Annotated in this window: 21 protein-coding genes; 17 read left to right on the top strand and 4 right to left on the bottom strand. The window is 60.7% G+C overall.

Going from position 1 to position 23,811, the window contains the following annotated elements; translation table 11 throughout:
• The first annotated feature begins 114 nt into the window (after positions 1–114).
• The 17 genes from E9954_RS28830 to E9954_RS28910 all read left to right on the top strand — a co-directional run bounded on the left by E9954_RS28830 (position 115) and on the right by E9954_RS28910 (position 18,570).
• The gene (locus E9954_RS28830) at positions 115–645 is read left to right on the top strand and encodes an RNA polymerase sigma factor (RefSeq protein WP_168442671.1); all 531 of its coding nucleotides are present in this window, start codon (positions 115–117) and stop codon (positions 643–645) included.
• The gene (locus tag E9954_RS28835) at positions 635–1,141 is read left to right on the top strand and encodes a glycogen-binding domain-containing protein (protein ID WP_136082756.1); all 507 of its coding nucleotides are present in this window, start codon (positions 635–637) and stop codon (positions 1,139–1,141) included. Before E9954_RS28830 ends, E9954_RS28835 begins: the two co-directional genes overlap by 11 nt.
• Entirely contained in the window at positions 1,134–1,823 is a 690-nt protein-coding gene (locus tag E9954_RS28840) for a hypothetical protein (RefSeq protein ID WP_136082757.1), read from the top strand. The genes E9954_RS28835 and E9954_RS28840 overlap by 8 nt, the downstream gene beginning before the upstream one ends.
• Positions 1,824–2,102: 279 nt before the next feature.
• Positions 2,103–2,348: a hypothetical protein gene (locus E9954_RS28845; protein WP_136082758.1), complete on the top strand. Its 246-nt coding sequence runs from the start codon at positions 2,103–2,105 to the stop codon at positions 2,346–2,348.
• 65 nt (positions 2,349–2,413) lie between these two features.
• Complete coding sequence (locus E9954_RS28850; RefSeq protein WP_136082759.1) at positions 2,414–3,058, top strand: DUF2202 domain-containing protein; 645 nt, start codon at positions 2,414–2,416, stop codon at positions 3,056–3,058.
• Positions 3,059–3,210: 152 nt separating this feature from the next.
• Positions 3,211–3,828: a DUF2202 domain-containing protein gene (locus E9954_RS28855; protein WP_136082760.1), complete on the top strand. Its 618-nt coding sequence runs from the start codon at positions 3,211–3,213 to the stop codon at positions 3,826–3,828.
• 81 nt (positions 3,829–3,909) lie between these two features.
• Positions 3,910–4,200: a hypothetical protein gene (locus tag E9954_RS28860; RefSeq protein ID WP_136082761.1), complete on the top strand. Its 291-nt coding sequence runs from the start codon at positions 3,910–3,912 to the stop codon at positions 4,198–4,200.
• Positions 4,201–4,280: 80 nt separating this feature from the next.
• Positions 4,281–5,243, top strand: coding sequence for a hydrogenase small subunit (locus E9954_RS28865; RefSeq protein WP_136082762.1), 963 nt, complete (start codon positions 4,281–4,283; stop codon positions 5,241–5,243).
• A 17-nt stretch (positions 5,244–5,260) separates the two neighbouring features.
• On the top strand, positions 5,261–6,715 hold the full coding sequence (locus E9954_RS28870; protein ID WP_222847359.1) for a nickel-dependent hydrogenase large subunit: 1,455 nt from the start codon (positions 5,261–5,263) through the stop codon (positions 6,713–6,715).
• The gene (locus E9954_RS28875; RefSeq protein ID WP_136082763.1) at positions 6,712–7,179 is read left to right on the top strand and encodes a hydrogenase maturation protease; all 468 of its coding nucleotides are present in this window, start codon (positions 6,712–6,714) and stop codon (positions 7,177–7,179) included. Before E9954_RS28870 ends, E9954_RS28875 begins: the two co-directional genes overlap by 4 nt.
• Complete coding sequence (locus tag E9954_RS28880) at positions 7,176–8,969, top strand: LVIVD repeat-containing protein (protein ID WP_136082764.1); 1,794 nt, start codon at positions 7,176–7,178, stop codon at positions 8,967–8,969. Before E9954_RS28875 ends, E9954_RS28880 begins: the two co-directional genes overlap by 4 nt.
• Before the next feature lie 26 nt (positions 8,970–8,995).
• On the top strand, positions 8,996–10,408 hold the full coding sequence (locus tag E9954_RS28885) for a sigma-54-dependent transcriptional regulator (RefSeq protein WP_168442672.1): 1,413 nt from the start codon (positions 8,996–8,998) through the stop codon (positions 10,406–10,408).
• Positions 10,405–11,496, top strand: a complete 1,092-nt coding sequence (locus tag E9954_RS28890; RefSeq protein WP_136082766.1) for a hypothetical protein — start codon at positions 10,405–10,407, stop codon at positions 11,494–11,496. The genes E9954_RS28885 and E9954_RS28890 overlap by 4 nt, the downstream gene beginning before the upstream one ends.
• 14 nt (positions 11,497–11,510) lie before the next feature.
• Positions 11,511–12,938: a sensor histidine kinase gene (locus tag E9954_RS28895; RefSeq protein WP_136082767.1), complete on the top strand. Its 1,428-nt coding sequence runs from the start codon at positions 11,511–11,513 to the stop codon at positions 12,936–12,938.
• Positions 12,939–13,125: 187 nt separating this feature from the next.
• A complete protein-coding gene (locus E9954_RS28900) occupies positions 13,126–13,587 on the top strand; it encodes a hypothetical protein (RefSeq protein ID WP_136082768.1) in 462 nt (153 codons plus the stop codon).
• Between the two features lie 98 nt (positions 13,588–13,685).
• Entirely contained in the window at positions 13,686–15,854 is a 2,169-nt protein-coding gene (locus E9954_RS28905; RefSeq protein ID WP_136082769.1) for a beta propeller repeat protein, read from the top strand.
• Positions 15,855–16,020: 166 nt separating this feature from the next.
• Positions 16,021–18,570 (top strand): PKD domain-containing protein, encoded by a 2,550-nt coding sequence (locus E9954_RS28910; protein WP_136082770.1) that lies wholly within the window; start codon positions 16,021–16,023, stop codon positions 18,568–18,570.
• 62 nt (positions 18,571–18,632) lie between these two features.
• Here the strand turns inward: E9954_RS28910 and E9954_RS28915 are convergent, their stop codons facing one another.
• From E9954_RS28915 to E9954_RS28930, 4 genes are all read right to left on the bottom strand, one after another.
• Positions 18,633–19,196 (bottom strand): peroxiredoxin, encoded by a 564-nt coding sequence (locus E9954_RS28915; RefSeq protein WP_136082771.1) that lies wholly within the window; start codon positions 19,194–19,196, stop codon positions 18,633–18,635.
• Positions 19,197–19,209: 13 nt separating this feature from the next.
• Entirely contained in the window at positions 19,210–20,229 is a 1,020-nt protein-coding gene (locus E9954_RS28920) for an aldo/keto reductase (protein ID WP_136082772.1), read from the bottom strand.
• A gap of 40 nt (positions 20,230–20,269) precedes the next feature.
• Positions 20,270–22,375 carry a TonB-dependent receptor domain-containing protein gene (locus E9954_RS28925; protein ID WP_168442673.1) on the bottom strand — a complete coding sequence of 702 codons (2,106 nt, stop codon included), beginning with the start codon at positions 22,373–22,375 and terminating at the stop codon, positions 20,270–20,272.
• 221 nt (positions 22,376–22,596) lie between these two features.
• Positions 22,597–23,763, bottom strand: a complete 1,167-nt coding sequence (locus E9954_RS28930; RefSeq protein ID WP_136082774.1) for an AAA family ATPase — start codon at positions 23,761–23,763, stop codon at positions 22,597–22,599.
• Between the last annotated feature and the right edge of the window lie 48 nt (positions 23,764–23,811).

Raw genomic sequence — 23,811 nt, forward strand, 5'->3', positions numbered from 1 at the left:
AAGCGTTTTTTTTGCAATCCATGGTTTTGTAACTGTTTTTTTAGCGGCATAATTGATTATTTGCTGAAGCAGACGTTTCAATGTGACCTGCAATCACGGAAAAGTGTATGGCTTATGAAAGATGAACGGACAGACCAGGAGCTGGTGGCAGTTTGCCTGGATGGAAACAGGGACGCCTTTGCGGAACTGGTCTGCCGTCATCAGGACTCGGTCTACGGTTTGGCCGTGGGCATGACGCGCAACCATGAGGACGCGGCGGATATGGCGCAGGAAGCTTTCATCAGGGCCTATGCAAAGCTGGAACAGTACAATCCGGACTATTCCTTCAAGTCGTGGCTGTTGCGCATCTGCGCCAACCAGACGAAGAACCTGTTCCGAAAGCGGATGCGACGGAGACGGGTGGAGGAAAACTATCTAAAGGAAGAGACCGTTGCCGGGGATGCCGCACCGCCCGACTACCAGCCGTTGGAGGAGGCGCTGGCGCAGCTGCCGCCCAAACTGTGCGCGCCGTTGCGGCTGAAGTTCATGGAAGGGATGGCCTACGAGGAAATCAGTTCGATCCTGGGCATCGGGGTCAGCGCGGCCAAGATGCGCGTCATGCGGGCACGGAAGCAGTTGGCGGAGATGTTGAACCATGGAAAATAAAGATCCCATCGCAGAGCAGTTGAAGCAGCACCGGACGCAGGCCCCGGAAGGCTTTGCCGACCAGGTGATGGCCGCGCTGCCGCAATGGCGCAAGACGCAACCGCGCGGCTGGTGGCCCTCGAACGGGCGCTGGATTGCGCCCGCATTGTCCGGCGCGGTGGCCACCGTGCTCATTCTCCTTGCCATGGGCCGTTTCCAGCCCGCCAAAATCCAGGGGCGCGTCGGCTTCCATTTCGAACTCCACGCCCCCGGCGCCGACAAGGTCGAGCTGCTCGGCACCTTCAACAACTGGAAGATGGGCGACATTGTGCTCAACGGGCCCGATGCCTCCGGCCATTGGACGGCGAGCGTCGAGCTGCCGGAGGGCCGGCACGAATATATTTTCCTGGTCGATGGCGAGCGCTGGGTGGCCGACCCCAAGGGGGCGACCCACCGCCCCGATGGCTTTGGCCGGGTAAACACCGTGATCAACTATTATGAGGACGACAATGCATAGGTGGATCGTTTTCAGTCTACTGCTTTGCGACCTGGCCTGGGCGAGTCCCGTCGAGGCTCCTTCGAAAAACTGGCAGGATCTTCGCGAGAAAAACCTGCGCATGGGCTTTACGGAGGAGCGGGTCGGCCGGGCCATCGCCGCCTGCCGTTCCGCCGGCCTGAAGGTGGCCGAAGCCGAAGACCTCTTCTGCCCGGTCTATGCCGCCCACGACGAAGAACTGCCTTCCGACTGCATTTTCCTTAAGATCGAGGAGGGGCTCGCCAAGCATGTTGCCTGGAAAGAAGTCCACGGTGCCGCCGACCGGCGCCTGGCCTGCATGCGGCAGGCCGACCAATTGATTATGGCCGCGCGGAACCACCGCGGCGGGCAGCACGCCCATCTTGTCATGCACACCTGCATGGCGCTGGAAAGCGGGCTTCCCGCCGACGCGCTTGAACAAACCTTTTCCCGGCCCGGCCGCTTCCGCTACGGCCGCCTCATCCATGTGGTCGAGGCCGGCGAAGCGCTCAAGCTCGCCGGCTTCGCCAACCCGCAGATTGTCCACATCATGAACGATTGCCTCGATCGCGACCTCTCCGGCGCGGAGGTCTTCCGCGTCGTCGATCTCCTCCAGGCCGGGCTCCGCGAAGGCAAGGATTTCGAAACCATCCACGCCACCCTCTGGGCCTCCGCCGACAAGTAGCCGGGTTCCACCCCGCCGCCCCGCCCTTACTCCATTACGACATTTCACGCATTAACCACTTTCACATAGGAACAGGTATCTTCCTTGCAGGGATATCAACCACGAAGGCACGAAGTACACAAAGTTCGGACTGTAGCTTTGAGTTCTTCGTGTCTTTGTGGTTAGCGCCTTTGGAATTCGTGAGGGGAACATTCAATCCCCTTCCTTTGGTTGTGACGAATCGGCGTGGCCGGGTGTACTGCTTCCATAACCAATAAACACCAACCAAGGAGCAAGGTTATGAAGCTGAAATACATCATCGCACTCGCCGCATGCATCACCCTTACAACCGCAATGGTCGAAGCCAAGGGCAACGGCACCTGCAACGGGAAAGCCGCCCAGGAATGCGCCAAGGATTGCGACCAGGTTTGCGGCGAAGCATGCACCTGCGATCAAAAGAAAGCGGATTGCACACAAGACTGCGCCAAGGACTGCGAGAAGAAGCAGCAGCGCAAAAAGGCCGGCAAGGGGTCTTGCGGCGCCTAATGGGTCCACCGGGAAAAACCGCAGGGCCATAGTGCCCTGCGTCAACCTTAACTAAGGAACATGCCATGAAACCGCAAACCACCCTCGTTTTAGTCCTCCTCCTGTCGGCTTCGTTTTCCGGAGCGAAACAAAACCGGCATCGCCACGGGAGGCAGGCGGACGCCTGTGGCCAAGGGTGCGCGGCAACACCGGCCGTGAAGGCGGATGCGAAGTTGACGGAAGCCGATGCCAGGCATCTGCTCTATCTGCGCGAGGAGGAAAAACTCGCGCGCGATGTCTACAACGCCATGGCCAAGCTCTACGACCAGCGCGTGTTCACCAACATTCCGCGCGCGGAGCAGCACCACATGGATGCCGTTCTAGGGTTGTTGACCGCGTACGGGCTGGAAGACCCTGTGAAAGAAAAAGCAGGCGCGTTCAGCGACGCCGAACTGCAAAAGCTTTTCGACGCCTTGGTTGAGCGCGGGTCAATCTCGCGCATGGATGCCTATCTCGTTGGCGCGTTGATCGAGGAGGTTGACATCCTCGACCTCCAAGAGGCCATCGGGCAGACGCAGAACGAAAACATTCGCTCCGTGCTCGAAGCGCTGGAAGGCGGATCGAAAAGGCATTTGAACGCCTTCGTTCGAAACTATGAATCCGTCTCCGGGAAAACCTATGCGGCGCAAAAGATGCCGCAGGCGGAGGTCGATGCCATCCTCGGGAAATAGCTGGGCGTCAGCGCCCGACGCCGCGCAGTTGCGGATGGGCGATGCCGCCCATCCGGGGGCGCGAAGTTCCCCAAACCCCAGTGAATTGCGCTTGGCACACCCCGTGCGTTAGCACCGTGTTGGAACCGTCGAGAATTGTTAGGAGAATCACCATGAACAGAAGCACATTATTGGCAATTATCGTGGGCAGCATGATTACGGGTTGGATGCTCGAACCCGTGGTTGCCGCAAAGGGAAAAGGCAAAGGGGGCGGCGGCACGGTGCCAGCCCTTACCGAGGCGGAGGCCGACGACCTGCTGTTCATGCGCGAGGAGGAAAAGCTCGCACGCGATGTATACCTTACCTTCTACACCCTGTGGGGCACGCAGGTGTTCGACAACATTTCCCAGTCGGAACAGCGGCATACGGATTCGGTGCTGGCTTTGATTCAAAAGTATGGCCTCGTCGATCCCGTTGGAGACAATGGCATAGGAGAGTTCGAAAACGAGGAGCTCCAGCACCTGTATGACGACCTGGTCGCCATTGGCGGGCAGTCGGAGCTCGAAGCCCTTTACGTGGGCGCCCTGATCGAGGAAGTCGATATCGAGGATATCTGGCTGGCCATGGAACGCACCGACAAGAGCGACATCGACAATGTCTATGCCAACCTGCTGGCCGGATCGGAAAACCATCTGGTGGCCTTCGTGGGCAACATCGAAAACCATATCGAAGGGTTGTACGAAGCACAGTACATCTCGCAGGAAGAAGTCGACGTCATTCTTGGACGCTGACCGGAAATTTAAAAGAGGAGGTTCCAGCCATTGTTGATTCTCCTTTCAATGGCTGGCTTTTTTATCGTTATGAAACCGCTCATGTACAGGCACCGTCCGGCTTTCCCCGCACTTGTGGGCGCGGTCGTCTCACTGCTCGGCGGGATATTTTGTTTCGGCATGATCTATGTGCGGGTGAAGAGCGGGGAGATCGGCGAGGAAAAGCTGAAGGCCCTCATTTTCATTTCGGTGGCCACCTCGCTCATCTTTTTGGTTGCCGCATTCGGGCGCTATCAATTCACCCATCTTTGGATGAAGCCGCGCCCCAACAAGAAACCTGCGCCGCGCCATCGGAGAAGGCCGCGCAGGTTCAACGATGCGGAGAAGTTTTAAAAGGCACCGATCCGCATGTGACCTTCGGGCGGCGGGCGGTGTAGGTAACCATAGAACAGGTCTATTAACAGGGGCATACGATGAATCTATCCAGGCGACGATTTCTAGAATACTGCGGCGTTGCCGCCGGCGTCATTGGCCTAACGCCGGGTGATTTAGCCGGGTTGAACGAGGCCCTGGCCGATCCGAATGCACCGGAAGTCATCTGGCTGCACGGGAGCTCCTGCACCGGCTGTTCGGTATCCTTCCTGAACTATATCTCCGACACGGCGCCCGAAACCGTGGTCGAGGTGCTCGCCGGAGCCATCAACCTCACCCACCACGCCACCGTCATGACCTTTGCTGGCGAAAGTTGCGGCGCGGTGCTCGAACATGCCGCCAAGCGCGGCAACTATATTCTCGTGCTCGAAGGCGGCGTGCCAACCGCCTTCAACGGCCACTGCTGCGTGGCCTACAGCTATAAGGGGCAGGAGATCACCTATGCGGATGCCGTCACCGAAATGGCGGCGCATGCCTCGCACGTGATATGCGCGGGAACCTGCTCCAGCTTCGGCGGCATCCCGGCGGCTGGAAGCAATCCCTCCGGCGTCATCAAGGTTTCGGAGCACATTGGAGCGGACACCATCAATATTTCCGGATGCCCGGCCAATCCCAACTGGGTGGTATGGGCCGTCGTGCAGCTGCTCCTCGGCAATACGGTCGATCTCGATGCCGACCAGCGGCCCGTTGCGCTCTACCAGCAGCCCCGCCAGGGCGGCGGCGGAGGAGGCTCCGGGGTTTGGGAAACCATCCACCAATCCTGCCCGCGCAAGTCGGCGTTCAACACCAATCGGGCAACGGACTTCGACGATACCGACGGAAAGTGCCTCGTCGACCTCGGTTGCCGGGGGCAGTGGACGAAGGCCAAGTGCGATAGCTGCTGGAACGGAACGGAAGGCAACGGCCATTGGTGCATCGGCGTCAACTCGCCCTGCATCGGTTGCGTCGAACCCGAGTTTCCCGATTCGCAATCCTTCTTCCAACCCTACAGCAACCCAAGCTAGTCCAGCGGAGATTTGCCATGCCCATCATCACAGCATCCATCGATCCCGTCACCCGCATCGAAGGCCATCTGAAGGTCGATGTTGAAATCGATACCATCGACGGCGTCCAGCAGGTGGTCGATGCCCATTGCGTCGGCACGCTCTTCCGCGGCTTCGAAAAAATCATGGAGGGCCGCGACCCGCGCGACGCACCCAACATCACCTCGCGCATCTGCGGCGTCTGCCCCACATCGCACGGCATGGCCGCCGCCCTCACGCTCGACAATGCCTTCGGCGTAACGCCGCCGACTGCCGGCATCATGATGCGCAACCTGGTGCACGGCGCCTGCTTCCTCGAATCGCACATCCTGCATTTCTACATCCTCAGCCTGCTCGACTACATCAAGGGGCCGGCCATGGCGCCGTGGCAACCCGGCTGGGACACCGGCCGCCGGCTCGATGCCACAACCGAGGCGCGCCTGCAAGGGAACTATCTAAAGGCCATCGAACTGCGCCGCAAGTGCCACGAGATGGGCGCGATCTATGGCGGCAAGCTGCCGCACACCCCGTCGTTCATTGCCGGCGGATTCACGGCGGTTTCGACGCAGGACGACAAAGATGGCTTTCAGATCTTGCTCACCGAAATCACCACGTTCATCCAGGGCACGCTGCTTCCCGATGTCGAGCTGCTGGCCTCGCTCTATCCCGACTATTTCAGCATCGGCAAGGGCTACGGCAACCTGATGTCCTACGGCGTGTTCGACAACGAATCCGGAAGCGGAACCCTGTTTGAGGCCGGCCTGATCAACGACGGCTCGGCAACGGTTCAGGCCCTCGATACCAACAACATTTCCGAACAGGTCACCTATTCGTGGTACGACCAAACCACCGACGGCAAACATCCGTCGGTCGGCGACACCATTCCAGTGCATCCGAAGGGCGAGGCCTATTCCTGGCTCAAGGCGCCGCGCTATTCCGGCGTCAACTATGAGTGCGGACCGCTTTCGCGCATGAAGGTCAATGGCGACTATGCGGGCGGGGTATCCGTGATGGACCGCCACCTTTCTCGCGCCCAGGAAGCCCTGAAGATTGCGTTGGCCATGCAGGGTTGGCTCGATGCCGTTGGCGTGGACGCCCCCGGTTATTCCCCAACCGCTGTGCCGGCATCCGCCAGCGGCGTCGGCCTAACCGAGGCCCCGCGCGGCGCACTGGCGCACTGGATCGGCGTGGAGTCCGGCGTGGTCTCGCACTACCAGGTCATCACACCCACCTGCTGGAACTGCTCGCCGCGCGATGCCGAGCAAAACCGAGGCCCCATGGAAGAAGCCCTCATCGGCACGCCGGTCAAAAAGGCCGACCAACCGGTCGAAGTGCTGCGCGTGGTCCATTCGTTCGATCCCTGCCTCGATTGCGCAACGCACGTGATGCGCCCGGACCGGAAGGGCAAGGTCTATATTGTTGATCGCTACGGAACTCGGATCGAGGAAGCATGATTGCCGAACAACGAAAACGCATTGCGGTGGTCGGCATGGGCAACCTGCTCATGTCGGACGATGGCGTGGGGGTGCACGTTTTGCACGAGCTGCAAAAACGCGGGCTCAAGGGCGTTGAGCTGATCGATGCCGGCACCGCCGTCATCCATACCGCCGACTGTCTGCGCGGGGCCGACCACATTGTTGTGGTCGATGCGTTCAAGGCCGGACGCAAACCCGGAACGGTCTATCTGATCTCCGGCGACGACATATTCGAAAACGACTACACGCTCTCGGTGCATTCGCTCGGGCTGAAGACGGCGCTGCGGTTCCTGGAACCCGGCGAAGATATGATGGATTGGACGCTCGTCGGCGTGGAGCCGGCAACGCTGGAGCACGGCATGGAATTGTCGGACGCGGTTCGGGAGGCCGTCGAGGGCGCGGTGCGAACCGTCGAAAATCTGATTGAGGAGTGGCAGGCATGAAAAAAGGACAATGGCTTTTAGTTGGACTGTACGCGGCCGCGACCGCGTTGGGCAATATTGGAGGGTTCTGCGCGGCGGTCGACGCCGATGGCACCAACGCCTATGTCGGGGCGGGGCAAATCCTGCTGCACGTCGATGTGTCGGACGCAGCGGCGCCCCGCCTGGTTTCGACGCGGGCTCTGCCCGGATTGATCGAGGATATTCTCGTGGACGGCGCAACGCTCTACGCGGCGTGCGGCGAGGCCGGCGTCCACAAGGTTGAGTTGCCGGGAATGGAGCTTTCCGCAACGTACGATTCCCCGGGCCATGCCTATGGCCTCGCCCGGGGCGGTTCTTCCCTCTATCTCGCCGACGGGGTTTCCGGACTGCAAGAACTCGATGCCGCAACGCTCGCCTCGACCGGCGGCTTCCTCACCAATGGGCCGGCCATGGATGTGGTGGTGGAAGATTCGGCCGTGTATCTGCTCGACCACTTTAACGGGGTGATTGCGCTCGATGCTTCGCTGGCCGTGACCGGAGGCTACGACTTGGTCGCCTTCGGCAACCGCATGGCGTCGGACGGCAGCACGCTTTACGTGGTCGATGGCCTGGGCAACCTGACCCAAGTCGATAGGGCCACCATGTCGGCCACCACCAACGCCCCCGCCATCCCGACCTTCGGGATCGCGGCGGGGATGGCCATCGAGGGCGACCGGCTCTATGTCGCCGAAGGTTTCGGCGGCCTTTCGATATACGACACCACCACCGAAATCCTGCTCGGCACCTTTACCGGCGTGGCGCGTAGCCGCTCGACGGCCATCGCCAACGGCCTGGCCTACGTGGCCGCCGGCAACCAAGGGGTGCGCATCTTCGACCTGTCGGACTTTTCCCTAGTGGCATCCGTACCGGCCAGCAACGCGCTCGACGTGGCCGTTGCGGGAACCACGCTCCTCGTTGCCGATCCGCTCGTGGGGCTGGAGCTGTTCGATCTGTCCTCTCCGGCTGTCCCGGTGCATCTGGGCACCTACACCCCATCCTCCCCCGGGGCTGTCCGATGCGTCGGGGCAACCGATTCCTTTGCCTATGTTGCCGAGGGCTACACCGTCCGCAAGCTGGACATCTCCACTCCGGCAACGCCGGTCGTGGTCGATAGTTTTGTTTCGGCCAACCATGTTTTCGACCTGGATGTCTGCGGTACCAACCTCATCCTGGGCACCGGCGCGGTACACTCCGTTGCGGTGGATGGGACGCAGGGCTTGCTGGATTGGAACCTGGTCGATCTTTCCGATCCGCTGACCCCGGTTTCGGTCACCAACCTAACGCCGCTGGTGCGCGCCCTGCGGCTGACGCTTTCGAGCAACGTGGTCTATGCTTCCGCCGACGATGGCGGAACGGCGGTCCTCGCCTTGCCGCCTATCGCGAACGATTCCGACGGCGATGGACTCGAGGATTCGTTCGAGCAAATGATCATCGATTTTGATCCGGGCGATGGCTTTGTTGATTTTGATAGCGTCGACCCCGACGACGACTTCGATGGCGACGGTCTCTCCAACCTTCACGAACAACTTGCCGGAACCTCCCCCGTCGATCCCGACTCCATATTCGCCATTTGTGGCCTCGACGGGGAGGCAACCGGTTATGCCGTAAGTTGGTACAGCTCCGCCGGCCATACCTATTCCGTGCACAAGAGCACCAACCTGGTGGAAGGCTTCCAGGTGCTCAAGTCAGGCATCCCTGCAACCGAACCCATCAATACATATCTTGATCCTCATTCCAACGAGTGCGCCATGTATATGATTATAATTGACTAAGTGTTTTAATCATGTCTGGTTATGCCATGGAAAATGGAAATGAAACATCGCTTGCCGGACTCAGTGTATTGGTGGTCGACGACGAGGCGCTGCTTCGTCGCCGGTTGATTGCCCATTTGAAAAACCTCGGCGCGGAGGTGGCCGGGGCGGAAACGCTGGAGGCCGCCCGACACAAGCTTTCCGATACCGAGTTTGATTTCCTGTTGCTCGACATCCACCTGCCGGACGGTATCGGGCTCGATCTCATCCGCGAAGGAACCGTTCCGGAAAGCACCGGCGTGGTGGTGATGACCGCCCAGGGCGGGGTGGAGGGGGCGATTGATTCCATACGCCTTGGTGCGCTGGATTATCTCGTTAAGCCATTCGATCCCGGCCTGCTGCCGCTGGTGATGCGCCGCGCGCGCAAGATGCGCCAGTCCTCGCGGGCGGCCGAGCACGAACGCGAAACCGAGGATGGGTCCGGCTTCTATTTCGGCGACTCGCTGGCTCCACTGCGCGAGCGGCTCGATAAAATCATTGCCGCCGACAACCGGTTGGGTATCCACCTGCCGCCGGTGCTGATTGCCGGGGAGACCGGTTCGGGCAAATCGACGATTGCGCGGTGGCTCCACCGCAACGGGCCGCGGGCCGACCAGCCGATGATCGAGGTGAACTGTTCGGCCCTGCCGGAATCGTTGGCGGAGTCGGAACTCTTCGGCAGCGAGAAGGGGGCCTTCACCGATGCGCGCGCCACGCGCCAGGGCCTGTTCGAGGCGGCGCATGGCGGAACCCTGTTCCTCGACGAGATCCCCAGCCTCTCTTCCGGCATCCAGGCCAAGGTGCTCACGGCGATCGAAGACCGCAACATCCGGCGCATTGGCGGCACGCGCCAGATCGAGATCGATGTCCGCGTGATTGCCGCCACCAACCGCGACCTGCGCGTTGCAGTGGAGTCGGGCGAATTTCGCGAAGACCTGCTGCACCGCCTCGACCTGTTCCGCCTCAACCTGCCGGCGCTGCACGAGCGCGGTACCGACATTCTCCAGCTGGCGGAGCGCATGCTCCAGCAGCTCTGCAAGCGGCACCGGCTGCCCCTCCGCCAAATCACGGAAGAGGGCAAGCGGCGCATGCTGGCCTACCGCTGGCCGGGCAACGTGCGCGAATTGGCGCACGAGCTCGAGCGCGGCCTGGTGTTCGACGATGCCGCCGTGCTGGATTTCGCCCATCTCACCGGGGGCGGGGGGCAGGGCGCTTCCGCCGCCACCGATCCGGGCGACTGGCTGAACCCGGCCTACGATTTCACCAAGGAAGAGTTTGTGATGGAGGATGCCATCAACCGCCTGGTGCAGCTTTCCCTCAAGCAATCCGGTGGCAATGCCTCCCAGGCCGCCCGGATGCTGGGCGTAACGCGCGACTTCATCCGCTACCGGCTGCACGGCGACCGGAAAGAAAAGCCATGAACCTTCGGCGCATCATTGCATTCGCTTCCGTTGGCCTTGCCTGGTCGGCCGGGGCGCAAGGCTCCAATCTGTCTCCGGTCGTGATTTGGGAGGCGGAAGGGTCGGTCTCGGCTGCCGTGGGCCATCGGGACAATGTCTTGCGTTCGAGCATCGCGACCGAAAGCAGTGCGTTTTTCCAGTCGTCGGTCGATGCCAGCCTCATTCGCTATTCCGATTCGGGTTCGCTTTTCATGTTTTATATTTTTGGCGAGGACACGCGCTATGTCGATGCGCCTTCGGTGGATTATGAGCAATTCATCTCCGCCACGGTGCAGCTCATCGAGCCCGTCGGCGACCGGAACGAGACGGGGCTGGAGGCCAACTATCTCTACCAGCACCAGATCCTCGATGCCTCCGTGACCGAGGTGGATGTGAACCGGGTGCTGGTGCTGGGGCACAGTGCCTATCTGCGGCCATACTGGATGCACCGGATGGGCAAGTGGGAGGCGCAGGTGGAAGCTTCCGTGCTCCGGCAGGTGTTCGAGCACACGTTGGACGACTATTGGGAAGCCGAGGCCGAGGCCCGCCTGACCCGCAACTATGGCAACCGTTCGGAGGTTTCGGTGGGCTATGTTCCGATGTGGCGCCTCTACGACACCCGCGAGCAGTACGACAGCGGGGGTTCCAGTGTGCCCGGCACCGAGCTGACCTACCTGCAAAACGAGGTCGATGGCGAGTGGCGGCACTATTGGGACCAAGACCGCCATTGGCGAACCACCAGCCGGGTGAGTTTCATGGCGAGCCGGGACAATGGTTCGGGCTATTTCGACTATGACCGCCTGTATTTCCGGGAACAGGTCTGGTGGAGCAAGGGGAATTGGGAAATCAAGGCCGCCGCGCGTTTCGGCTGGTACTACTACCGGGAGCAGCTGATCGACAACGAGCACCGCTACCGCTCCTATGCCACGCTGGACTACTCGATTACTCGTTGGCTGGGCGACCACTGGAAGCTGTTCACCGCCGGCGAACACGAATGGAACATGAGCAACGACCCGTTCGATGAATACCGCAGCTGGATGGTCAACTGCGGTGCAGGGTATGAATTCTAGAACGTTGGGCAACCATGACCGAAGCCATCCATCTCGATAAATTCATTCCGCGTTCGCGCCGGGCGTTCGCCTGGGGGATCGCCATTGCCCTGGGGGTGCTGGCGGTCACGATTGTGTCCGGCCTGTTCTTCGTGCGCGATCTGGTGCGCGAGCAGATGATCCGCCGCGATGCCGAAGCGCTCCACGCCACCACGCTCATGGAGCAGCTCGACCTGGCCCCCGATGGGGAGGACATCCGTACCGACATGCAGATCGGCTTCGATTCCGCCGTACGTGCATCGCGCCTGCGCGGGGTGATGGGCATTCGCTTCTTCGACAAACAGGGCGACTTCAGCGACACGTTCCCGGCCACCATCATGCCCCAGGCGCTGGAGGAGGAGGCGTTCGATTCCATCTGGGAGCTGGAACCCCACGGAAGGTTTTTGCCCCATTCGCCGATGGATTCGGTTTTCATCTATCTCCCTTCGTTCTCCACCGGACGGATTTCGAGCGTGCCCGTGCTGCAGGTCACCATTCCCTTGCATCAGCGCGACACCGAAAAGCTGGCCGGAGCGGCGCAGTTCATCATCGAGGGCCAAAGCATGGCCGAAGAGTTTGCCCGGCTCGATTCCCGGTTGGTGCAGATCGGTGCCACCACGTTTGCAATGGCGGGGGTCCTTTTGGTGGCCATGCTGTGGCCGGCCTTCCGGCGCGTGCAAAAACTCAACTGGCAACTGGCCCGCCATGGCGAACGGTTGCAGCGGGCCAACGATGAGCTGGCGCTAACGGCGCGCATTTCGGCGGTCGGCGCCATTTCCGCCCATCTGATGCACGGCCTGAAGAATCCCCTGGCCAGCCTCTCGCACTTTGTTTCGCGCAACGACCTCGGTTCCACCGAGGCCGACCTGCAGGATTGGGAGGATGCGCTCACGGCTTCGCGCCGGATGCAGTCGATGGTGGAGCACACGCTCGAAGTGCTCTGCGATGCCCGCGGCGAAGCCACCTACGAGCTTACCGTAACCGAGCTCGGCGACGATGTGCAAAAGCGGGTCGCCGCCACCGCCTCCCAGCGGAACGTGATGGTTGCGTTCCAGGCCGAAGGCAATTGCACGCTTTCGAGCCGTACCGCCAACCTGGCCAGCCTGATTCTGGTCAACCTGCTCGAAAACGCCATCGAGGCAACGCCGCCCGGCGGGGGGGTGTCGCTCTCCGTTTCGCGCCGGGACGACATCCTTTGCTTCCGCGTGCGCGACGGCGGAACCGGGTTCCCCGACCATCAGCTCGACCACCTGTTCCTGCCGGGCAAATCGACGCGCGAGGGCGGAAGCGGCATCGGGCTGGCGATCTCGAAGCAGATTGCCGATTATCTGGAGGCCTCCCTGGAACTCGAGGAGTCCACCCCCGCAGGCTGCGTTTTCCTGCTGGAGCTCCCGATGGACGTCTGCCTGGACCCGCCGGATTAGGAAGGCCTGGGCGGTGCCGCCCGGACCGCCCGTTTTTGTGCTGGGTGCCACCACCCGAAACGGGACTCCGGTTTTTGGTAAAGTCCGTTTTACCTAGTGTTTTTGGACAAAAGTTGGTTGGCACACTGCATGCAATAGGGGGTGGCAGGCATAGAGCCGTCGAGACCCAATAAAAGGAAGTAGCATCATGAAGACTAAATTGATTATCGCAACCGTGGCAACCCTGGCATGTGCAAGCCTGACCATGGCAAAAGGTGAAGGAGCCGGCGAAGGAACCGGCCCGGTCAAAGACCAGATCCAGCAGCGCGACCAGTTGCAGACCTGTACGCCCGATCTCGAAAAGGATTGCACCAAGCTCAAGGAAGGCCTTCCGGAAGAAGTGAAGGAAGCCGTCAAGGACATGACCCAGGCTCGTGAAAAATACCAGGAGCAACTGAAGGAAAAGCAGAAGGAACTCGCTGAATGCACCAAGGAAGACTGCGATGCCCTGCGCCAGCAGCTCCGTGAGCAGCTCAAGGATGAATCCGGCGACCGCCTGCAACTGCGTCAGCGCCTCCAGGAAATGCGCAAGGAACTGCCGACCCACGACGAAGTCATGGAACAGGCTAAGGAACAGGTTCGCGATCGCACGCGCCGTGGCGACGACTAATTCCTTTGAACGATAATTCCCCTTGCGGGAATCGACAATGCCTCCCTTGCGGGAGGCATTCTTCTTCGAACAATCCACAACCCACCCGGATGGCCAGCATGAATAAAACGTGGCAGATCAGCAGACAACGACAGCAAAAAGCATGCGTTCCATCCGCTATCGTCATCGGCTGCCTGCTGGCCCTCCTTTCCCGGCCCGTTTCCGCTGAAGTGCGCGATGAACGCTGGCGCTGGTCGAACCCGTTGCCGCACGGCAACAATGTCATGGACATGAAGGTCTCGACCGATCTCTCGGTGCAGGTGGGCGATGGCGGATCGCTGTATGTCCAGCGCTCGGACGGTCGATGGGCCCCGGCGAACACCGGAACCGAAAACTATCTGCGCAGCACCGCCTTGCTCGGCGACCGCATCATTGCCACCGGTGAGAGCGGAACCATTCTTTGGTCGGACGACGGTGTTGATTTCGAGCAGGCCTCCCTTTCCCCCGCACTCGTCTACGACGACTGGTTCGAGGGCGTCACGGTTTCCGGCCAGCGCGCTGTTGCCGTCGGCGACTGGGGCATGATCTACACCAGCACGAATGGCTCAAGCTGGACTTCCGCCACCTCCAATACCGAGGAATGGTTGCGCGGCGTTGCGGCAGGCAACGGCGGCTTTGTTGCGGTAGGCGAAAACGGAACCATTCTACGCGCATCCCAAGCCGCGGCGTCGTGGAGCCTGAAAACCAGCAACACCCCGGAACACCTCAACCGTGTCCGTTTCCTGGGCACAAGCGGAAGCGGCCAATTCTATGCCGTCGGCAACAAGGGAACCTTGTTGAACAGTGCCGACGGAATCTCTTGGTCGTCCATGGCCAGTGGTTCAACCAACGATCTTTATGATGTCGCAATGAACAACGCAGGGTTGCTCCTCGTCGGAGACCAGGAGATGCGAACCAGTATCGATGGCGGGGCAAGCTGGGTGGACCAGATCAATGATCTGCCCACCAATACACCGCCCGCATGGGTCTATCTTTCGGCCCATGGCAAAGCGAATTCGTGGCTCGTTGCGGGCCGCACAGGACTTTTAATGGAAGGCGCCTCGACCAATGGCATTGATTGGGCATGGCAGCCTTCCCCAGACGATTCCTCCCACGCCTGGCTCTGGGACATGACGGTGCAGAACGGGATCTACATCGCAGTCGGCGACCTGGCACACATAAAAACCAGCCTCGACGGGATTCTATGGGACCAGGAAGTGGTTCCCGTCTCGCACACGAATACCGTGTTGCTGGGCGTGGGGGGAACCTCCAATCTATTGGTGGCCGTCGGCAACGCCGGCAACGTCCTGGTTAGCCAGGCGGGCCTGCAGGAACTATCCGTCACCAACGGGGCCGTCGCCACGAACATCGTGGCCCAAACCTATGGCGTCGTCTGGACCAACCTGGCGTCGTTCACCACGAATTCGCTGCAGGGTGTTGCCGCAACCGATGGCCTTTTCATTGTAACCGGCGAGGCCGGCATCGTGTTCACCAGTCCCGATGGCACCAATTGGACGGAGCGCGCCACGCCAACGGCGAACTTCCTTTCCAGCGGCGCCATCGGCTCCGGCGTGTGCGTTGCCGTGGGCAACGAAGGCACACTGATTCGTTCAACAACGGATGGTGCTTCCTGGAGCGCGATCCCCATGGCCACGACCGATTGGCTCTACCGCGTCCGGTGGATTGAAAACCAATTTGTGGTGGTTGGCGAAAACGGAACCATCTTCACCAGCCCGGATGGTTCAACATGGACACCCCGCGCCAGCGGATCGACGCGTTGGCTGACGGATGTTGCCTATGCGGATGGCCAATGGTTTGTTTCCGGCTACCAGGGCACATTGCTCACGAGCACGAACCTTGCGGATTGGTCGGAGCTTCCGTTGCCGACGGGCAAGTCGTTGTTCTCCGCCGCAACGAAGGATGGGCAGCTGGTGCTGGCCGGCATCGAGGGCGTTACGCTGCGCAACCGGATCGTGCCGCAAACCACCCCGGTGCTGCTGCTGGACTACAGCCAGAGCATCGCCGTCGATACCAACGCGGTGGATACCGTCTATGAATTGTTCCTTTTCGGCGGAGAGCCGGATCAGTTCTTCGACTTCCAATCCAGCACCAACCTCACCGGCAGCTGGACGAACCTCAACGGCACGCTCGAAATGTACGATGCCTCAGGCACCCTCTACGCCATCCGCACCCGCGATGCCACCAACGCCCCTGCCGCCGAATTCTACCGAACCGAACTGGTGGATTAGTTCGGATACATGAAACCGAGTCACCTGTTTTGTTTCAAGCCCAGCGTTCCAGCCCGAAAAACAATAGATGACTCGCGGCTAATTGAATCGTGCCTTTGGGCTTGGTAAATAGGTATTTACATGCCTGAACGGCTTGATATCCTCTCTCGCATTCGGAGGTGCGGATATGAAGAAGGCCTTGTTGGTGCTCATGGTTTTTGCGGCCTCGGCGCAGGCGCAAAAATGGCAGGTGATCGGGTGGAACGACCTCGGCATGCACTGCATGGACGGAACCGACTTTTCGGTCTTCTCGATCCTGCCGCCCTATAACACGATCCATGCCCATGTGCTGCTTGACGGTGAACCGGTGGGCGATGACGTCGTGGCCGTGACCTTCGAGGCCGTCGCCGATCCCGCAGGCTCGATCAACACCACCGCGGCCGACAAATGCAACTTTTGGGAACACGTTGCCGATATGTTCGGTGCGCAGCCCTCCAACGATGTCGGGCTGGCGGGCGTCGCGATGCCGGGCACGGCCAACACGCCGCAACCGATGGTCTATGAGCCGGCGCACCAGTGGTTCACCGGCGAGGGGATTCCCATCACCCCCTTCGACGATGCCGGCAAGGTGAACTATTATCCCATGATGAAGATCGTGGTGCGCGATACGTTCGGAACGGAGCGGGCATCGACCAAGATCGTGCTACCGGTCTCCGACGAAATGACCTGCTCCGCCTGCCACCAGTCCGGAAGTGCGCCGGATGCCCGCCCGTTGCTCGGCTGGCGGTGGCATCCCGACCACGACAAGGACATCAAGCTCAACATCCTGCGCCTGCACGACGAAAAGCAGGTGGGGAATCCGGCCTATGCGCAGGCCTTGCTGGAGGAGGGGTTCAACACCAATGGGCTCTACCCAACCGTGGTGGCCGACCAAACGGCGATCCTTTGCGCCCGCTGCCACCACTCCAATGCGCTGCCGGTGCCGGCCAACACCAACGTGGTGGCGACCATGACCCAGGCCATGCATGCGCACCATGGCCAGGTGAACGATCCGGCTTCCGGGTTGGTTCTCGATAGTTCGCTTAACCGCGACTCCTGCTACCGGTGCCATCCCGGCTCATCCACCCAATGCCTCCGCGGCGCGATGGGCGCTGCGGTGGCCGCCGATGGCGGGCTCGCCATCGAATGCCAAAGCTGCCATGGGCAGATGAGCGATGTGGGTGCGGTCTCGCGCAATGGCTGGTTTGACGAACCAAGCTGCCAGAGTTGCCACACCGGAACGGCCACCGACAACAACGGGGAAATCCGATACCTGTCCGTCTTCGAGCCGGGCGGCGCCGAGCGCGTGGCGGTCAACAGCACCTTCGCGCATCCGGCCAATACGCTCTATCGGTTTTCGACGGGGCATGGTGGGTTGCAGTGCTCGGCCTGCCACGGTTCGCCGCACGCGATCTATCCCTCCGCGCACACCAACGACAATATCCAGAACATCGACATGCAGGGGCACAAGGGCACGGTGATCGAGTGCAAAAACTGCCACGTGTACGATCCGCTCACGTTCAACGGCGGCCCGCACGGCATGCACCCGGTTGGCGACACGGCCTTTGCCAGGAAGGCTGATGGCCGTCCGGAGGAGTGGTTCCACGGCCAGGTTAAGGAAGATGGCAACATTGGTGTTGCATCGTGCAAAGCCTGCCACGGGACGGATTTTTCCGGCACGGTGCTCTCGCTGGCCCAAGGGGAACGCCAATTCGTTTTCGGGGACGGCATTGGGCCCATCCATTTTTGGAAAGGCTACCGCGTCGGCTGCTACACCTGCCACAACGGCCCTAACTCGGAAGCACCCAATCCGAACAGTCCGCCGGTGGTTGTTTCGACCAGCGCAGCCACAACCGCAAATATGCCGGTGGCCATTCCGCTGACAACGGACAAGGGCGAGCTGCGGATCGTATCGCAGGCGCAGAACGGAACGGTCGGTTTGTCTGGCTCAACCGCCACCTATTATCCCTTTCTGAACGTTACCGGAACGGACTCGTTCACCTTCGCGGCGTGGGATGGCGTCGGCAGGAGGGATTCCAATTTGGCAACCGTCACCGTATCCGTGGCGGAGGGGGCCTGCATACTCGTTTGCGAATCGCTCGTTCCATCCAACGCCGTTGCCCGCACGGCGCTTCCGTTCTGGGCATTCGCCACGGTGTCGAACGGTACCGATGCCGTTTCCTATGCCTGGGACTTTGGCGATGGGGGCGGTTCGACCGCTGCCTTGGCACAACACGCCTATGGCAAAAACGGAACCTATCCCTGGAGCGTGATCGCTTCCGCAGGGGGCTTTATGGTCACGAATTCGGGGGCAATCACGGTCGGCAATGTTCAACTGGATACCGACGGCGACGGCATCGAGGACGACTGGGAATGGGAAACCTTCCAATCCTTGGAAACAGCCGGCGAAGACTCCGACTTCGACGATGATGGCCAGAGCGACAAGGCGGAATACCTGTGCGGCTCCGATGCAACGGATGCCGGTTCGAACCTGGCGTTCAACGAGGTGGCGCCGAGCATCGTCCGCTGGGCAAGCGAGCCCAACCGCATCTACACCATCAACGCCACCACCTCGCTGGTCGCCACCGCTTTCACCCCGCTCGCCACGGGCATCGCATCGACCCCGCCCGAAAACACCTACACCGACCTAACCGCATCGGACGAGTCGGTCAAATTCTATCAAGTGGAGCTGGAGTGATCACCTCCGGAGGTTAAATCCAGATAGTCGATCGTGCATTTGGATGTCACTCCGCATGGGATTTATTTTTTGGCCTTCAGGAATGCGAGTACGTTGTCGAGATCCTGCACGGCTTTGACCTGGTCGTTTCGGTAGACGATTTTTCCGGATGGATCGATGATGAATGTCCAGCGTGCGGTGGTGGCGCTGCGGACCAGCTCCACCTCCTTGCCGTCGACCGTGCGGGTGATTTTCTTTTCCCCGGATGCGACGGGCACACCAAAGGCCTGCGCGATCTTGCCGTCCGGATCGGATAGGAGGGTGAAGTTGAGTTTTTCGGCCTGCTGGAAATATTTCAGGTTCCGGGGGGCGTCGCCGCTGATGCCGACGATTTCAAATGCCGGGTCCTTGGTCTGCCCAATATGGTCGCGGTAGCTGCAGGCCTGCTTGGTGCATCCGCCGGTCATGGCGGCGGGATAAAAATAGACCACGATATGTTTCCCGCCTAGATGATCCTTCAGCGCCCAGGCGTTGCCGTCTTGGTCGACCGTCTCGAATTCCGGTGCCTTTTCGCTGACGGTAATTCCGGCGGAAGTTGACGCCACGACAAGCGCAATGGCAGTCAGGCAGATATTTTTGAAATGCATGGTGGCTCCTTTTCTAGCTTCGTAGATCCTTGTTCTTGTAGTACTCGACCTCGCCCTCCTCGGCAAAGGTGGCAACCTTGTTGGTTAAGGCGAGCCGTTGTTGTTCCGAAAGATCCGTAAAACGGTTGACCATGGCGGCCTTCTCTTCGACATATTCCGGATTCTCCGCACCGGTGATCAGTACGGAGACCGGTAGGGAGAGCGCGAAGTGGATGCACTCTTCGATGGAAAGCGCGTTGGGGACAACCGGGTTGCCGGAAGTCCACTTCACCTTGCCGTTCATCTCCTTTTTCGCGAAGAAGCGGCCGTCGGCCAAGGTTTTCATGGCCAGGATACCGATGTTGTTTTCGAGCATCCGGGGAACCGTGTGGCGTATGAAGCTGTGCTTCGATGCCGCATCAACGGGATTGATCGGGAATTGGCAGGAGATGCAGGCATCGCGCACGGCCTGGTGTTCGGTCATGCGAACATGGGCGTAGGGCGAAGCGTGGCCGGTGAAACCGATGTGACGCACCTTGCCTTCGGCTTGCGCCTTGAGTGCCTCGTCCAGTACGCCTTTTGCGAGCCGGTCGTCGGCGTCTTGCGGATTGCTTAACGAATGGATCTGCCAGAGGTCGACGACCTCCGTATTCATTCGTTTCAGCGACCCTTCCAAATGCTCCCGCGCGGTGGCGGCATCCTTGGCCTGGGTCTTGGTCATCAGGAAAATATCGTCGCGGTATTTGGGGATGAGGTATTTCCCGTAGCGCTCCTCGCTGCGCCCCTTGCCGTAGCTCTCGGCATTGTCGAAAAAGCGGATGCCGACTTCGAGCGCCTTTTCAATGGTGGCCTGTACCACGGCTTCGTCCTCCGGCCAGCCGATGTGGTATCCGCCCAATCCAAGGCACGTCACCTTCTCCCCGCTTTTTCCGAGTGTCCGGTGTGGAAGAACCGTCCCGAGCCGATCCGACCGCGATGCGCCCGCTTTGGCGACGGGGGGCGCGAGCACCGCGCCGGCAATGGCCAGCTGTTGCAACAAGTCTCTTCGTTTCATGCCTGCATGCTACGGCAAGATTCGGGTGATTGAAAGCGTTCTACATCGCCCAGTTGACGGCGGCGTAGAAATAGCGGCCGGGCATGGGGATCTTTTCGCCTTGGGCCAGGTCGCCGGCGGGGAGGGCGGCCGTGCGGTTGAGGTGTTCGGCATAGTCCTGGTCGAAGAGGTTTCCGATTCCCGCTTCCAGGCTGAAGCCGGCGGGCAGCTGGATGCCGCCGCGCAGGTCGACGACCTGGTAGCCGGGGGTTTCGGTTTCGGGGAATTGGGGATCGATCCGCTCCTGCCTGGAGGCGGCGCGCAGCATGGCCTCCGCCCAGGGGCGCACGGATTTTTCCCACTCCCAGCGAATGCCCACGTGGCCGTTGAACGGGGGGATCAAGGGTAGGTCGCGGTCGTCGGACACATTGCGGCCGCGCACGTAGGCCATGGCAAAGGGGATGCTCCAGCTTTGTGAAAGGTTGATGCGGCCCTCCAGCTCGCCGCCGGCGAGCAGGGCATCGGTATTCACGAACCCGCGGATGAGGTCGTCGGTTCCATCGCCGTTGACATCGTCGGTTGCAATGCCGGTTTCGAGGATGTAGTTCCACACGTAGGCGCAGTAGAGATGGGCGCCCAGCTGGAGCCAGCCGCCATGGAGTTCGGCTCCGGTGTTGAATTCGGCCTTGGTTTCGGGATCGAGCGAGGGGTTGCCGACCAAGTATCCGCCGGGGGCGGGGGCGAAGGAATAGAAGCGCTCGGTCACGCTGGCAGCGCGCTGCATCCAGCCGGCCCCGGCAAACCACAGCAGGTTGTCGCCCTGCGGAATTTCCCAAAGCGCATTGCCGGCGGTGGTCAGTTCGTTGCGGTCGGTATCGAGCGCATCGTCGCCATAATAATAGGCATACGCATCGCGCACGGTGGGGGCGATGGAGCTGGTGGGGGGATCGAGCGGCTCGTCGCCTTTGCCGATGGCACTGAAGACGCCGTCGATGCGGAGCCCCAACCGGAGGCGGCTATCGTGTGCCAGCTGCGAGGTGCGCTCGGCGAAGACGCCGGCCTGCCCCTGCGAGGCATCCGGCCAGATGGGATCCTGGAAGGTCTTGTCCGGCGTCACCATATACCGGGTGCGCAGGGCGTCGCGCGTGAGATAATGGGTATCGACGCCAATGCTCCAATCGGTGTCCGGATTAAACGTCCAATCGGTTTCCATCCGCAGTCCCAGGGTCCGCGATTCGGTAACGGCTTCGGCTTCCATCGTGCCGCGGTTGGGCTTTTGGCTGTTGTCCATCACGTGGTCGATGGTGGAATAGCCGGCCTGCCATTCGATGGCTTCGAGGGCGTCGCCAAGGGATTCGTGGCGGGAGCCGAAGGTGAAGGTGTGCGCGTCCACTTCGGTGGCATCCATGGGCAGGGCGGGGTAGTCGAGGTGGTCGATGCGGTGCGTGTTCCAGTTGATCCAGTAGCCGCTGTTCGCGGTGGGCGTCCAGCGCAGGTTTGCACCCCCGCCGTAGGAACGGTTTTCGCCGGGTACGGTTTTCCCGCCGCCGGATTCATAGTCGCCGAAGTCGATGGCGTTGAAGGATGCCCCGGCTTCAAGCGTTCCGTTCCCGATTTTTCCGCCGGCCTGGGTGGAGTAGCCGTCGCGGCCGCCGTTCCAGGTGAAGCCGGCGTGGCCGGTTGCCCCGTTCTGGGCGGGGGCGGCGGCATGGGGGACGGATTGCGCCATCACCCGCCCGCCGGTTCCGCCGGAACCATAGGTGACCGAGGGCAGGCCTTTGACGATGACCAGGTTTTCGATCGATTCGGGCGAAAGATAGACGGTTGGCGGATCCATGCGCGCGGGGCAGGAACCGTAGATCGGAAGAAAGTCGATCTGGGTGGTGACGCGTTCCCAGCCGAGGCCGCGCACCACCGGCTCCGGGGTGTCGACCGAGGCACAGGCGGAGGAGATTCCGGGAATACGGTCGGCCACGTGGCCGGCGTTGAGGTTGCGGCTGTCGTCGAGCAGTTCCTCTTTTCCCAGCGGCGTGACCATGGCATCGACCCGCGGGGCGCGCACCACGATGGCTTCGAGTTGGTAGGGCTGGTTTTTGGGCGGACTGTTCGTTTCCGCAATGATCCGTGTGGAAACAAGTGCAAGACAAACCAATGCATAGAGCCTCATATGAAATCCCCGTAACGTTATTGGAGATAACATTATTATGAAATATGCGTATCCAAGTCTAGTGCCCAGTCGGAAAATGGATGTCTATACTACGGTTTCGAACAGAAGGACGCAAAGGGCGCAAAGTCAAGGTGTGGAGGATTCTTCGCGACCTTTGCGATCTTCTGTTAAACAGGACAGTTATCGGGGGCCTATGTATCAGACGTATATGGAGGTAGAGGTTAAAGCCCATACGATTTGATGAAGCGCTCGGCGTCGAAGTGTTCGGCGAAGAGTTCAACGATGTGCTGGTGCTTGAGCCGGTCGTAGAGCTGGAGCTTGGTGTTGGTGAAGCATTTGTGGAGCGTCATGTCCGTATCGGCGGTGTCTTGCCGAACGGCGATGGTGGGCAGGCAGCTTTGCGCCAGCAGGCTAAGGGTTTCGGCATCGGGCATGGTGTTTGAGCAGGTTAGGATCAGGCCTCCCAGCTTTTCCCCGGGCAGCTGGTGGTTGAACTCGACAATGCGTTTCAACCGGCGGTGGGAGCCGCCGCCGATGACGGCGATGTCGCGCGGGCGCAGGCTGGTTGAGGGGTCGAAGGCATTGTTGCCTTGCGAAACAATTTTCACCTTTCGGCAAGCCAGATGCCAGGCACTGGCGCACCGGCCGCATTTAAGCGTACGGTGATCCTTGAAGCTCTGGCTGATCAAGTGCATGGATGGATTGTTGAGGTATTTCACCTGCGGCATGTAGCCGAACACTTTCAGCGAGGGATCCCACTCCGGGAAAATGCGGTCGAGGGATTCTTCCGTCAGCACCTCTTTCATCATATCCACTTTTGGGGGAAGCACTTTGTTGAACAGCACGCCCGCCACCCGGCTATGGTGATGCGAGAAATAGGAGAGGTCCACTTCGAGCTCATCGAGCGTGCGCCCAATCCCGCCGCCAACGAGATAGAGGATCTTTGCACCGAGCAAGTTGGCAACGCGCGCGTTGGAGAGCCCGACCACCGAGCCGACGCCGGGATGGCCGGTGCCTTCGGCAATGATCAGTTTTTTGTTGGAAAGCGATTCCATGGTTCGGTGGATGTTCTTTTCAAAATCCGCCGTGATGGTTTTTTGGTTGTTCCCTGTGATGTAGTCGCGCGTGACGCCGGAGATGACGCGGACGGGGGAGAGCATGCCCATGTCCGGCATGTCGAGCCCGGTGAACTCCTTGACGATGCGCACGTCCTTGTCGATCCGCTCGCCGTTGGGCAGCGTGACCATCTCCTGGCCGACCGGCTTGAAGTAGCCGATATCCTTGGGATCAATGATTCGGGCGATGGCGGATATGACGCCCAGGCTGGTGACGGTCTTGCCGGCATGCTGGCGTTCGCCTGCGATGAAAACTACGGGTGGCTTGCTCATGGGATTATCCTTTCGTGCAGTAGTTCGTACTGCGTATTGCGTATCCGT

Origin of the sequence: Pontiella desulfatans (genome assembly GCF_900890425.1) — a bacterium.
Lineage (GTDB): Bacteria > Verrucomicrobiota > Kiritimatiellia > Kiritimatiellales > Pontiellaceae > Pontiella > Pontiella desulfatans.